The 13,427-nt window shown below is 66.6% G+C and carries 10 protein-coding genes; 5 read left to right on the top strand and 5 right to left on the bottom strand.

All coding sequences use genetic code 11. The features are described from left to right. The first annotated feature begins 196 nt into the window (after window positions 1-196). The 4 genes from mexE (at window position 197) to AC1ZV1_RS13165 (ending at window position 6,718) form a co-directional block, all read left to right on the top strand. Entirely contained in the window at window positions 197-1,432 is a 1,236-nt protein-coding gene (gene mexE / locus AC1ZV1_RS13180; RefSeq protein ID WP_484297121.1) for a multidrug efflux RND transporter periplasmic adaptor subunit MexE, read from the top strand. Between the two features lie 125 nt (window positions 1,433-1,557). Beyond that, a complete protein-coding gene (locus tag AC1ZV1_RS13175; protein WP_484297120.1) occupies window positions 1,558-4,761 on the top strand; it encodes an efflux RND transporter permease subunit in 3,204 nt (1,067 codons plus the stop codon). A gap of 5 nt (window positions 4,762-4,766) precedes the next feature. Next, window positions 4,767-6,194: an efflux transporter outer membrane subunit gene (locus AC1ZV1_RS13170; protein ID WP_484297119.1), complete on the top strand. Its 1,428-nt coding sequence runs from the start codon at window positions 4,767-4,769 to the stop codon at window positions 6,192-6,194. Between the two features lie 323 nt (window positions 6,195-6,517). After that, window positions 6,518-6,718, top strand: coding sequence for a hypothetical protein (locus tag AC1ZV1_RS13165; RefSeq protein ID WP_484297118.1), 201 nt, complete (start codon window positions 6,518-6,520; stop codon window positions 6,716-6,718). Window positions 6,719-6,772: 54 nt separating this feature from the next. Here the strand turns inward: AC1ZV1_RS13165 and AC1ZV1_RS13160 are convergent, their stop codons facing one another. From AC1ZV1_RS13160 to AC1ZV1_RS13150, 3 genes are read right to left on the bottom strand one after another with little or no spacing between them, the layout of a single operon-like run. After that, the gene (locus AC1ZV1_RS13160; protein ID WP_484297560.1) at window positions 6,773-7,981 is read right to left on the bottom strand and encodes a CynX/NimT family MFS transporter; all 1,209 of its coding nucleotides are present in this window, start codon (window positions 7,979-7,981) and stop codon (window positions 6,773-6,775) included. 8 nt (window positions 7,982-7,989) lie between these two features. Next, window positions 7,990-8,445: a nucleoside deaminase gene (locus AC1ZV1_RS13155; protein ID WP_484297117.1), complete on the bottom strand. Its 456-nt coding sequence runs from the start codon at window positions 8,443-8,445 to the stop codon at window positions 7,990-7,992. A 25-nt stretch (window positions 8,446-8,470) separates the two neighbouring features. Beyond that, window positions 8,471-9,118 (bottom strand): ankyrin repeat domain-containing protein, encoded by a 648-nt coding sequence (locus AC1ZV1_RS13150; protein WP_484297559.1) that lies wholly within the window; start codon window positions 9,116-9,118, stop codon window positions 8,471-8,473. 124 nt (window positions 9,119-9,242) lie between these two features. On the opposite strand from AC1ZV1_RS13150, the gene AC1ZV1_RS13145 reads away from it, so the two are divergent. Further along, on the top strand, window positions 9,243-10,109 hold the full coding sequence (locus AC1ZV1_RS13145) for a LysR family transcriptional regulator (RefSeq protein WP_484297116.1): 867 nt from the start codon (window positions 9,243-9,245) through the stop codon (window positions 10,107-10,109). Between the two features lie 3 nt (window positions 10,110-10,112). On the opposite strand, the gene AC1ZV1_RS13140 is transcribed toward AC1ZV1_RS13145, so the two are convergent. Both AC1ZV1_RS13140 and AC1ZV1_RS13135 read right to left on the bottom strand, forming a co-directional pair. Then, entirely contained in the window at window positions 10,113-12,176 is a 2,064-nt protein-coding gene (locus tag AC1ZV1_RS13140; RefSeq protein WP_484297115.1) for a putative bifunctional diguanylate cyclase/phosphodiesterase, read from the bottom strand. A gap of 75 nt (window positions 12,177-12,251) precedes the next feature. Next, the gene (locus AC1ZV1_RS13135; protein WP_484297114.1) at window positions 12,252-13,325 is read right to left on the bottom strand and encodes a metallophosphoesterase; all 1,074 of its coding nucleotides are present in this window, start codon (window positions 13,323-13,325) and stop codon (window positions 12,252-12,254) included. Between the last annotated feature and the right edge of the window lie 102 nt (window positions 13,326-13,427).

The following is a 13,427-nucleotide window of genomic DNA, read 5'->3' as shown; positions in this document are numbered from 1 at the left end:
ATGACAATGGATTACCCGCGCTCACGGCAATCCCCGTGCCCACTTCTTCTATCTATTCGTGCGCATAGTGCAAAAGCATTTATCACTGCGCGTGATAATCAAAATCTGCTCGTTCGATTAGTTCCAGAGCCCCCGCGAACGCAGACTCCGCTCCATTAGAAATCCATAAACCAATTAGAACGCCGGAGTCTTTTCCATGGAGCGAAATCTGAACACCTTGCGTATTCCGTTGGCGTTAGCCGCCGTGCTGGTCCTCAGCGCCTGCGGCAAGGGCCAGGAGGCGGCACAGAACATGGCCGCCCCCAAGGTCAGCGTCGCGGATGTCATCGAACAGCCGATCAACGAATGGGACGAGTTCACCGGCCGCCTGGAGGCTCCGGAGTCCGTCGAACTGCGTCCGCGCGTCTCCGGCTACATCGACCGTGTTGCCTTCCGTGAAGGGGCGCTGGTGAAGAAAGGCGACCTGCTGTTCCAGATCGACCCGCGGCCGTTCCAGGCCGAGGTCCATCGCCTCGAAGCCCAGCTGCAACAGGCTCGCGCCAACCAGACCCGGACCGTCAACGAAGCCTCCCGTGGCGAGCGCCTGCGCGCCACCAACGCCATTTCCGCGGAACTCGCCGACGCCCGCACCGCTGCCGCCACCGAGGCGAAAGCCGTGGTCGCGGCGACCCAGGCGGAACTGGACAATGCCCGCCTGAACCTCTCGTTCACCCAGATCACCGCGCCCATCGACGGCCGCGTCTCGCGCGCCGAAGTCACCGCCGGCAACCTGGTGAACAGCGGCGAAAGCGTGCTGACCACCCTGGTCTCCACCGACAAGGTGTACGCCTACTTCGACGCCGATGAGCGCGTCTACCTGAAGTACGTGGACCTTGCCCGCAAGGGCGGCCCCGACGCCCGTGGCACCAGCCCGGTGTACCTGGGCCTGACCGGCGAGGACGGCTTCCCCCACCAGGGTCGCCTGGACTTCCTGGACAACCAGGTCAATCCCAAGACCGGCACCATCCGTGGTCGCGCCGTGTTCGACAATGACGCCAACCAGTTCACCCCCGGCCTGTACGCCCGCATCAAGCTGGTCGGTAGCGGCACCTATCCCGCCGCGCTGATCAAGGACGAAGCGGTCGGCACCGACCTTGGCAAGAAGTTCGTGCTGGTGCTCGACAAGGACAGCAAGGTGCAATACCGCGGTATCGAGCTGGGCCCGAAACTCGAAGGCCTGCGCATCGTTCGCAACGGTCTGGTGAAGGGTGATCGCATCGTGGTCAACGGCCTGCAACGGGTTCGCCCGGGCGCCCAGGTCGATGCCCAGGGTGTCGAGATGGCCAGCCAGTCAACCCTCGCCAAGCTCGAAGACCAGCGCCGCATGCTGGAAAGTTTCGAGGCCCCGAAGGTCGCCGAGAAATCCGCCAAGCCGGGCGCACCGCGCGGCTGAGCACTCGCTGACTGAACCACCCCCTGTCTTGAACGATTGATGTCCCAGGCCCTGTCCCACCAGGGCCCTGGGTGACCTTTGTCCCGGGTTTGGCGAGCGCCGTGCGCTCGCGACAGGAACCAGCCATGAACTTTTCGCAATTCTTCATCCAGCGGCCGATCTTCGCCGCCGTGCTCTCGCTGATCATCCTGATCGGCGGGGCCATCTCGCTGTTCCAGCTACCGATCAGCGAATACCCCGAGGTTGTGCCGCCCACCGTGGTGGTGCGTGCCAACTTCCCCGGCGCCAACCCCAAGGTGATCGGCGAAACCGTCGCCGCACCGCTGGAGCAGGCCATCACCGGCGTCGAGAACATGCTCTACATGTCCTCGCAGTCCACCGCCGACGGCAAGATGACCCTGACCATCACCTTCGCCCTGGGCACCGACCTGGACAACGCGCAGGTGCAGGTGCAGAACCGTGTGACCCGTACGCAGCCCAAGCTGCCCGAGGAAGTCACGCGGATCGGCATCACCGTCGACAAGGCCTCGCCCGACCTGACCATGGTCGTGCACCTCACCTCGCCGGATAACCGCTACGACATGCTCTACCTGTCCAACTACGCCATCCTCAACATCAAGGATGAGCTGGCGCGCCTGGACGGTGTGGGCGACGTTCAACTGTTCGGCATGGGCGACTACTCCCTGCGCGTCTGGCTGGACCCGAACAAGGTCGCCTCGCGCAATCTGACCGCCACCGATGTGGTCGCCGCGATCCGCGAGCAGAACCGCCAGGTCGCCGCCGGCGCCCTGGGCGCCCCGCCCTCGCCGAGCGACACCAGCTTCCAGCTGTCGATCAACACCCAGGGTCGCCTGGTCACCGAGGAAGAGTTCGAGAACATCATCATCCGCAGCGGCCCGGACGGCGAGATCACCCGCCTGAAGGACATCGCCCGCGTCGAGCTCGGCTCCAGCCAGTACGCCCTGCGCTCGCTGCTGGACAACCAGCCGGCGGTCGCCATCCCGATCTTCCAGCGTCCGGGCTCCAACGCCATCGCCATCTCCAACCTGGTGCGCGAGAAGATGGCCGAGCTGAAGAAGGACTTCCCGCAGGGCGTGGACTACTCCATCGTTTATGACCCAACCATCTTCGTTCGCGGCTCCATCGAGGCCGTGGTGCACACCCTGTTCGAAGCCCTGATCCTGGTGGTGCTGGTGGTCGTGCTGTTCCTGCAGACCTGGCGCGCCTCGATCATCCCGCTGGCCGCCGTGCCGGTATCGCTGATCGGTACCTTCGCGGTGATGCACGCCTTCGGCTTCTCGCTCAACGCGCTGTCACTGTTCGGCCTGGTACTGGCCATCGGCATCGTGGTGGACGACGCCATCGTGGTGGTGGAGAACGTCGAGCGGAACATCGGGCTGGGCCTCACGCCTGTGGAGGCGACCAAGCGCGCCATGAAGGAAGTGACCGGGCCGATCATCGCCACCGCGCTGGTGCTGTGCGCCGTGTTCATCCCGACCGCGTTCATCTCCGGCCTCACCGGGCAGTTCTACCGGCAGTTCGCGCTGACCATCGCGATTTCCACGGTGATCTCCGCGTTCAACTCGCTGACCCTGTCGCCGGCGCTGTCCGCCGTGCTGCTCAAGGGACACCACGAGCCGAAGGACCGCTTCTCGGTGCTGCTGGACAAGCTGCTCGGCGGCTGGCTGTTCCGGCCGTTCAACCGCTTCTTCGACCGCGCCAGCCATGGCTATGTCGGCACCGTCACCCGCGTCCTGCGTGGCAGCTCCATCGCGCTGCTGCTGTATGCGGGGCTGATCGGCCTGACCTACCTGGGCTTCTCCAGCACCCCGACCGGCTTCGTGCCGCAGCAGGACAAGCAGTACCTGGTGGCCTTCGCGCAACTGCCCGACGCCGCCACGCTGGACCGCACCGAAGCGGTGATCAAGCGCATGTCGGACATCGCCGGCAAGCACCCGGGCATCGAGCACACCGTGTCCTTCCCGGGCCTGTCGATCAACGGCTTCACCAACAGCCCCAACAGCGGCATCGTCTTCACCCCGCTGAAGGACTTCAGCGAGCGCAAGGGCCCGGGCATGTCGGCCAACGAGATCGCCGCCGAGCTGAACAAGCAGTTCGCGGATATCCAGGACGCCTACATCGCGATCTTCCCGCCGCCGCCGGTACAGGGGCTGGGGACCATCGGCGGCTTCCGCCTGCAGATCGAAGACCGCGGTAACGCCGGTTACGAGGAGCTCTACGCGCAGACCCAGAACATCCTCAACAAGGCCCGTGCGCTGCCGGAGCTGAACCCCATGTCGGTCTTCACCAGCTACCAGGTGAACGTGCCGCAGGTGGATGCCGCCATCGACCGCGAGAAGGCCAAGACCCACGGCGTGGCGATCAGCGATATCTTCGACACCCTGCAGGTCTACCTCGGCTCGCTGTACGCGAACGACTTCAACCGTTTCGGCCGCACCTACCAGGTGAACGTCCAGGGCGAGCAGCAGTTCCGTCTCGAACCCGAGCAGATCGGCCAGCTGAAGGTGCGCAACAACCTGGGTGAAATGGTTCCGCTGGCCACCTTCATCAAGATCAGCGACACCGCAGGTCCCGACCGCGTGATGCACTACAACGGCTTCATCACCGCCGAGATCAACGGTGCCGCCGCACCGGGCTACAGCTCCGGCCAGGCCGAGGCCGCCATCGAGCGCCTGCTCAAGCAGGAGCTGCCCAATGGCATGACCTACGAATGGACCGAGCTGACCTACCAGCAGATCCTTGCCGGCAACTCCGCGATCTATGTGTTCCCGCTCTGCGTACTGCTCGCCTTCCTGGTGCTGGCCGCGCTGTACGAAAGCTGGGGCCTGCCGCTGGCGGTGATCCTGATCGTGCCGATGACCCTGCTGTCGGCCATCGCGGGCGTGATCCTGTCCGGTGGCGACAACAACATCTTCACCCAGATCGGCCTGATCGTACTGGTGGGCCTGGCGTGCAAGAACGCGATCCTGATCGTCGAGTTCGCCAAGGATAAGCAGGACGAAGGCATGGACCGCCTGAGCGCGGTGCTGGAAGCCTGCCGCCTGCGTCTGCGGCCGATCCTGATGACCTCCATCGCCTTCATCATGGGTGTGGTGCCCCTGGTGCTGTCGTCCGGCGCCGGCGCCGAAATGCGCCATGCCATGGGTGTCGCGGTGTTCTCCGGGATGCTCGGCGTGACCTTCTTCGGCCTGCTGCTGACCCCGGTCTTCTACGTGCTGATCCGCCGCTTCATGGAAGCCCGAGAAGCGAAGAAACAGGAACGTGCCGCCCTGAGCCACACGAACCCTAACGAGGCCCACCAGGCATGAGCGTCATGACCATCAATGCTATGAGCAGGAATGCCGTGAAACTGTTCGTCCCTTCCCTGCTCGCGCTGGCCCTCAGCGCGTGCATGGTCGGCCCCGACTACCAGAAGCCGGACACCGCGCCGGCGCAACTGGACAGCAACGCCCAGGCGCAGAACTACGACCGTACCCGCTTCGAGGACGCCTGGTGGAAGCAGTTCGACGACCCCGTGCTGACCCAACTGGTCGACCAGGCCCTCAAGGAAAACCGTGAGCTGCGCGTGGCCTATGCCCGCGTGCTGGCTTCGCGGGCGATCCGCGACGACGTCGCCAATGACCGTTTCCCCACGGTCACCAGCCGCGCCGAAGGCCAGGTCGGCAAGGGCCAGGTGCCCGGCCAGACCGAGGACCGGGTCAACCAGGAACGCTACGACCTGGGCCTGGACATGATCTGGGAAGTCGACCTGTTCGGCCGTGTGCGCCGCCAGCTGGAATCCAGCGACGCGCAGAGCGAAGCCATCGTCGCCGATCTGCAGCAGTTGCAGGTCAGCCTGATCGCCGAGCTGGCCGATGCCTATGGGCAACTGCGCGGCGCGCAACTGCGCGAAAGCATCGCCAGGAGCAACCTGGACAACCAGCGCGAATCCCGCGACCTGACCATCCAGCTGCGCGACGCCGGCGTCGGTAGCGAGCTGGACGTGCAGCGCGCCGAAGCGCGCCTGGCCTCCACCGAAGCCAGCGTGCCGCAACTGCAGGCCGAGGAAGTTCGCCAGCGCAACCGCATCGCCACCCTCCTCGGCCAGCGCCCGGACGCACTGACCGTGGACCTGTCGCCGAAGAAACTTCCCGCCATCGCCAAGGCCCTGCCCATCGGCGACCCAGGCGAACTGCTGCGCCGCCGGCCGGACGTGGCCTCGGCCGAACGCCGGCTGGCCGCTGCCACCGCGGACGTCGGTGTAGCCACCGCCGACCTGTTCCCGAAAGTCAGCCTCGGCGGCTTCCTCGGCTACACCGCCGGCCGCGGTTCGCAGATCGGCTCGTCCGCCGCCAGCGCCTGGGGCGTCGCCCCGAGCATCACCTGGGCGGCCTTCGACCTGGGCAGCGTGCGGGCTCGCCTGCGCGCCTCCAAGGCCGATGCCGACGGCGCCCTGGCGACCTATGAGCAGCAGGTCCTGCTGGCCCTGGAAGAGTCGTCGAACGCCTTCAGCGACTACGGCAAGCGCCAGCAGCGCCTGGTCTCACTGGTGCGACAGTCCGAAGCCAGCCGCAACGCCGCGCAACAGGCCGGTCTGCAATACCGCGAGGGCACCGTGGACTTCCTCAACCTGCTGGACGCCGAGCGCGAACAGCTGGCCGCCGAGGACGCCCAGGCCCTGGCGGAAGTCGACGTGTACCGCGGCATCGTGGCGATCTACAAGGCCCTTGGCGGCGGCTGGCAGCCGACGCCGGCCGCCTGATCGGTCCTCCCCGGTCGGGAACCTCCCGACCTTCTAACCCTGCGGTCTGACGCTCCGGACCGCGGGGCTTTTTTATGCCCGTCGAACCAGCAGACACAGCGACATCGCTGCACCGCAACGCGGCGCTGAACAGGTCGTGACGTCGGCGGATTCTGCGGCGTGCACCCACACTCGATGGTTGCGGCAGGCTCCCGCTGGAGGCCTGCGCTTGGGCTGGGCGCTCGAGGTCGTTATGATCCGGCTCGAGTTGCCAGGGATCAAAGGAGTTCGGTCCTACTCTGGCCTAGACTTTCTATATCGGATCTTTCAGACAAGGACTCGCCGTGGACGCCACTGCCCATTTCATCCCGCTGGACCCCACGTCCCTCTTCATCACCCTCGGCATCATCGTCTTCGGCATGTTCATGCTGGGCATCGGTTTCACCATTCGTCATCGGCCGGTGGGCGTGTTCCTGATGTGGGTCGGCACGCTGAGCATGCTGACGATCATCGGCTACCGCATCTACATCGCGACCTCGGTGTAACGACGCAGGTAAAAAAATGGCGCCCTCGAGGCGCCATTTTCGTTTCCTCCAGCCTCAGTGCTGCATCGCTCGCGCATAGCCTTTGGGCGAGAAGCGCAGGGTCACGCCCAGCATCAGCACCACCGAGACCGCCAGCAGGATCCAGGACGACTGGAAGCTGCCGGTGCTGTCACGCAGCCAGCCGGTGACGTAGGGCACGATGCCGGTGACGATGAAACCGATGCCCTGCACGAAGGCGGCCAGGCGCCCGGCCGCGCCGGCATCGGCGAGGTGGTCCAGGGTCAGGGTCAGGCTCAGCGCGAAGCAGGCACCCAGGCCGTAGCCGATCATTGCCACCCAGATGCCCGGCAGGTGCAGCGGTGCCGAGATCAGCCCGACGAAGCCGGCGAGCTGGATCAGCAGGCACAGGCACAGCCAGCCGCGGCGATCCAGCGAACGGCGGATCAGCAGCGGGATGGTCAATGCGGCGATCACCTGAAAGATGGTCATCAGGCCGATCAGCTGGCCGCTGGCCTGGGCCGTCCAGCCGAGCTGGCGGTAATAGACCGGCAGCCAGGCGACCATGCTGGTATAGCCGCCGTTGATCAGGCCGAAGTAAAGGGCCAGCAACCAGGCACGGCGACTGCCGAAATAGTGCTGCACCTTCTGCCTGGGCGGCGCGGCCACCGGCGTCTCCCGCGGGCGGGCGACAGACCAGAGCAGCAGGCCGACGACGGCCAGCAGCAGCCAGGCGCCAAGACCGTCCTGCCAGCGGTGGAAGTGCTCCGACACCACTGGCGCGAGCACAGCCGCGCTACCACCGCCGGCCATCAGCGAGGCCGAGTACAGTCCCATGGCGGACGGCACCTTGTGCGGGAACCAGCGTTTGATCACGCCCGGTACGAATGCCTGGATCACCGCCACACCGCAGCCCGCCAGTACCGCGCTGGCGATCAGGGCGACGCCGCTGTCCAGCAGCAGCCGCCAGAAGCATGCCGCACCGATGGCCAGCAGGCCCAGGACCATGCCCCGCCTCTCGCCCAGGCGCGGACCGACCCACGGCAGGCCCAGGGCGAACAGGCCCATGCACAGCACCGGCAGTACCGTCAGCATCGACAGGCCCTGGAAGCCCAGCCCGGTGGCGTCGTGGATATCGGCGAGCAGCGGGCCGATGGAGGTGAGGATCGGTCGCAGGTTGATACCCAGCGCCACGATCACCAGCAGGCCGATCCAGCCGGCGTGGCTGCTCTGCCCTGCCGTTTCGCGCTCCGCTGGCAGGGTCATGCCGCGGCTCACGAGCGTTTCTCCTGCCAATAGCCGTACAGGCCTTCTTCACCGCTCGGGCGCAAGGGCCGCAGTGGAACCGCCTGCCACTGCGGCGGCTGGGTCATCTGCTGGTAGACGGCCGCCGTCGACAAGCCGAACGGCTCGCCATCGTCGTTGGAGTAGGCGAAATACGCGCCCTCCACGCCGCACAGGTGCATGGCCGCGAGGCACATCGGGCACGGATGGCCGCTGGCGTAGATCACGCAGCCATCCAGGCGCGACATGCCCAGCACCGCCGAGGCGCGCCGGATCGCCAGCAACTCCGCGTGGGCGGTGGGATCGAAATCCAGGTGGATGGCGTTGGCGGCACGGGCGATGACCCGGCCGTCCTTGACCAGCACGGCGCCGAACGGGCGGCCGCCGGCCTCGATGTTGTCGCGGGCCAGTTGCAGGGCCTCGCGCATGAAGACTTCGTGTGACATGGCAGTTTCCAGCAAATCGGTTCGATCAATGCGCGCCGGCGACTTCCAGCATCCTGGCGATGGTGGTCTGGTTGCGCTGGCGGGCGTGTTGCAGCGGCGTGACGCCGTCGTTGTCGGCCAGGTTCAGGTTCGCCCCGGCTTCTATGAGTTGCTTGACGATGGCCTGGTGACGCGGGCCGCCGTCGCTGAGCAGGATGGCTTCGAGCAGACCGGTCCAGCCCAGCTTGTTGACGTGATCGGGATCGACGCCGGCCTGGAGCAGGGTCGCCACGACGTCCACATGCCCGCGCTCGCAGGCTGGGATCAGCGCCGTGCCGCCGTAGCGGTTGGTACTGCGCAGATCGGCGCCGTGGGCCAAGGTCAGCCGGAGGATATCCAGGCTTCCCGAGGCGCCGGCCAGCAGGTAGGCGCTGTCGTGGATGCGATTCTGCCGATTGACATCGGCACCGGCAGCGATCAGCTGGCGCGCCACGCCCACATGGTTGCGGGCGGTGGCCAGCAGCAGCGGCGTGTTGCCCTGCGCGTCGGTCACATCCACCGGCACGCCACGCCCCAGCAGCATCACCACCTCCGTCTCGTGGCCCTCGTTGGCGGCGCTCAACAACGCATCTGCGGCGGCACGGCTGTGCACGTCCTCGGTCTGGATAGTCGGATCGGTCTGAACCGTTGGCATGTCCATGGGCGCTCCCCCGTGATGGCTGTCGTGCCTCGACTCTCTCAAACAATGAGCAGCAGTATGACGAAGGGATGTTCTATGCTGAAATTAAATAGAAACATGACTTTCAGTGGAAAACACAATGCTCGATCCCAACCTGCTGCGCAGCTTCGTGATGGTGGTGGACGCCGGCAACTTCACCCGCGCCGCCGAGCTGCTGCACCTCACCCAGTCCACCGTCAGCCAGCAGATCCTGCGCCTGGAGCAGAGCCTGGACTGCCGCCTGCTCGACCGCAGCCAGCGCCAGGTGCTACCCACCGAGCAGGGCGAACGGCTGCTGGGCTATGCACGGCGCATCCTCGAGCTCGGCTCGGAGGCGCGCGAGGCGCTGAGCAGCGAGCACAGCGAGGGCGTGCTGCGCCTGGGGATGCCCGAGGACTTCGCCGGCGAGCGGATGATGCCGCTGCTGGCGGCATTCAGTGCCGAACGCCCGAGGCTGCGCCTGGAAGTCTCCAGCGGCCTCAGCCAGGAGCTGCTGCGCCAGTACCGCAGCGGCGAGCTGGACCTCGCGCTGGTCAAGCAATGGGGGGCGGACAGCGATTGCCTCGCGCACTGGCCCGAACCGCTGGCCTGGCAGGACAGCGCCGCCACGCCCGCCGCCGCGCGCGACCCGCTGCCGCTGGTGGTATTCCCGCTGGGGGCGCTGTACCGCCAGGAAATGATCCACGCGCTGGAAGCCAGCGGTCGGCGCTGGCGTATCAGTTACAGCAGCGCCAGCCTGGCGAGCCTGTCGGCGGCGGTGGCGGCAGGCATGGGCGTCAGCCTGCTGCCGCTGCGCGGCTGCCACGAAGGGCACCGCGTGTTGAGCGCAGAGGATGGCTTCGCGCCCATTGAAGGACTGGAACTGGCACTCTACGCGCGCCCTGAGCTGGGCAGCGCCGGACGCAGCCTGTGCGAGCAGTTGCGCGAGCTGTGCGCGCAACTGGCAGCGGCGACGCCGGAGCGCTGAAGCTCAGGCCGGCGAGCCGAGGCGCTCGAGGAACTGCTCGGCCGGCACCGGTTTGCCGAGCAGGAAGCCCTGCAGCGAATCGCAGCCCAGGCGGGTGAGGAAGTTCTGCTGGCCGGACGTTTCCACCCCTTCAGCGACGATCCGCAGGTCCAGCGCCTGGCCCAGGGCAACGATGGCCGAGACGATGGCGGCGTCGTCGCTGTCCTGCTCCAGGTCGCGGACGAAGCCACGGTCGATCTTCAGCTCATTGGCCGGCAGGCGCTTGAGGTACAGCAGGCTGGAGTAGCCGGTGCCGAAGTCATCGATGGACAGGTCCACGCCCATGTCCGACAGCCTGCCGAGGATCTCCAGGCTGGAATCGGCGTCACGCATGGCGGTGGTCTCGGTGATCTCCAGGGTCAGGCAGCGCGCCGGCAGCTGGTGGCGCTGCAGGGCGTCGGCCACCGACTGCACCAGCGCGGCATGGCAGAACTGCAGGGCCGAGAGGTTCACCGCCACCCGCCAACTTTCGTGGCCCTGCAGGTACCATTCGCGCATCTGCCGACAGGCTTCGTCCAGCACCCAGTCGCCGATGGGAATGATCAGCCCGGTGCGTTCAGCCAGCGCGATGAAGGTGTCGGGCATCAGCAGGCCGCGCTGCGGATGCTGCCAGCGCAGCAACGCTTCGGCGCCGATCGGTTCGCCACTGGCGGCGAACTTGGGCTGGTAATGCAGGGTGAACTCGCGGCGATCGAGCGCGGCACGCAGGTCGTGCAGCAACTGCAGGTGGTTGCGCGCGTTGGTGTTCATCGACTGCTCGAAGAAGCTGTAGCCGTTCTTGCCATTGCCCTTGGCGTGGTACATGGCCGCGTCGGCGTTGCGCAGCAGCTCGTGCTGGCTGGCGCCATCGCCGGGATAGACCACGATGCCGATACTGGCGGCGATGCGCAGCTCCTGTCCGGCCACCTGGAAAGGCTGGGAGAGCAGGCTGATCTGCTGGCCGGCGACGGCCACCGCATCCTCGGCTTCGGCCAGCTCGGCGAGCACCACGAACTCGTCGCCGCCGATGCGCGCCACGGTGTCCTCGCTGCGCAGGCTATCCCGCAGACGCTGGGCCACGGCCTTGAGCAGCAGGTCGCCGACATGGTGGCCGAAGGCGTCGTTGACCGGTTTGAAGCCGTCCAGGTCGAGGAACATCAGCGCGAAGTGCCCGCCACTGCGCCGTACCTTGCCGATCATCTGCTCGATGCGGTCTTCCAGCAGGATCCGGTTGGGCAGGCGCGTGAGGTTGTCGTGCAGGGCAAGCTGGGTCAGCTCCTGGTTGGCCTGGGCCAGCGACGAGGTGAGCTGCGCCGTGCGCGACTCCAGGCGCGCGTCCAGCACCGAGGTGAGCAGCGCGATGCCGATCACCGCGAGGGTGACGATGATGATCAGCAGCGCCAGCCAGTCGCTGTTCAGCCCACTGGGAGACGCGCCGCAGAAACTGCCGTCGGGAAAGCGCGCAGCGGCCATGCCGGTGTAGTGCATGCCGACAATGGCCACGCCCATCACCAGCGCCGCACCGCCGCGGGCCAGGCGTACAAACGGCGTGTTGTGGCGCAGGCGGAAGGCGATCCACAGCGCGGCGCCGGAGGCGAGCACGGCGATCAGCAGGGACAGGCCGAACAGCGTCGGGTCGTAGTCGATGCCCGGCTGCATCAGCATCGCGTACATGCCCAGGTAGTGCATGCAGCTGATGCCGGCGCCCATGGCCAGCGCGCCGCAGATCAGGTGCCAGAGTGGCAGGCGGTCCTGGCTGACCAGCGCCAGGGCGAAGCCCGAGCTGAGCACCGCGATGGCCAGCGACAGCAGCGTCAGGGTGAGGTCGTAGCCCAGCGGGATCGGCAGGCTGAAGGCGAGCATGCCGATGAAGTGCATCGACCACACGCCGATACCCATCGCCACCCCGCCGCCACCGATCCACAGCAGCACCGGCCAGCCGCGGGTGGTGGCGATGCGACCGGCCAGGTCCAGGGCCGTGTAGGACGCCAGCATGGCAACGCACAGCGAGATCAGGACGAGGGCGGGATCGTAACTACCGGCAAGCATGGAGACTCTCTAGTGGGCTCACGCGGTCCATGCGCGCAAAAGCCCGGGATTCTAGCGAAATCCCCCGTGCTGCAACTACTGGCCAGTGGCCCTGTTCGTCGCCAATTGCGCACTATCGTCCGGCTTCAGGCAGCCCTGCGCCATCCAGGGGCAGTCCCGCGCCCAGAGGAAGCTCTGCTCCCGATTGCCTTGCGGGTCGTAGTAAGCCAGTTGCAGGCGCTCCGGCGAGAAGGCCAGCCGCGCGAAACCATGCTGTTCGACGGCGAACAACGTGCCGTCGGCCGGCTCGCTGGGCTTGATCCCGTCGAGGGTCTGCCCGCCGCCGCCGGACACCAGCCAGGCCGGCTCGCCCGGGCGGACGATCACCTCTTGATTGTGCTCATGTCCGGACAGGTACAAGTCCACGGCACTGCGCTGCATCGCCGGCAGAATCTGCCGCAGCAGCTTGGCATCATCGCCGTGCTTGCCGCCGCTGCTGCGCATCGCGTGGTGCGCGACCACCATCTTCCACAACGGTGCAGGGCCCGGCGCGGCAAAGGTCGTCTCGATGAATTCCGCCTGGCGCTGGCGGCCGTCAGCATCGGCATTGGTGTCCAGGAACACCACGCGCAGCAAAGGGCGCCCCTGCGACACGCCGAAGTCACGGGCATAGAAAGGCGCCGGCATCTGCCAGCGCCCAGAGCCCGCATGCTGGCGGGCGTAGTCCAGCTCGACGACGGATGAGTCCGGGTAATCATGGTTGCCCAGCACCGCATAGAACGGCACGTGACTGAGCCAGCGACCATGGTAGACGCGCTCGAACTTGAGCTGCCACGCCGGATCGTTCACGCCACTCAGGGCCTTGCCGTAGAAATTGTCACCCAGCAGCAGGACCATGTTGATGCCGCCTTCACTCTCCGCGACCCGCTCCATGCCGTCGGCCACGCGCCACTGCTGGAGATCGCCACTGCCCTGGTCGCCCAGCGCCAGCAAGGTGACCTGCTCGGGATTCTGCTCCGCCAAGGGGGTGTAGGGCGGCGGCGGGACCAGCACCATGAAACCCACCAGGCAGCCGGCCATCACGATCAGGACGGCCAGCATCAGCAGCAGATGGCGCCGGCGAAAACGGCGCGCGGGTGCAACAGGAGAACCGGGCGGGCGGGTAGACATGACGAACCCCAGGGGGCGTACCGAGTGAGGCTCGCAGTGAAGCACCGCGAAGGTTAATTCCGCGTTAACGAATTGTCGCCTATACATGCACTCATCGCCGAT

The sequence above is a fragment of the Pseudomonas sp. BB438 genome, from assembly GCF_057180225.1.
Note: the sequence above shows the minus strand (reverse complement) of the source record. Positions and strands in the feature narration are given on the sequence as shown.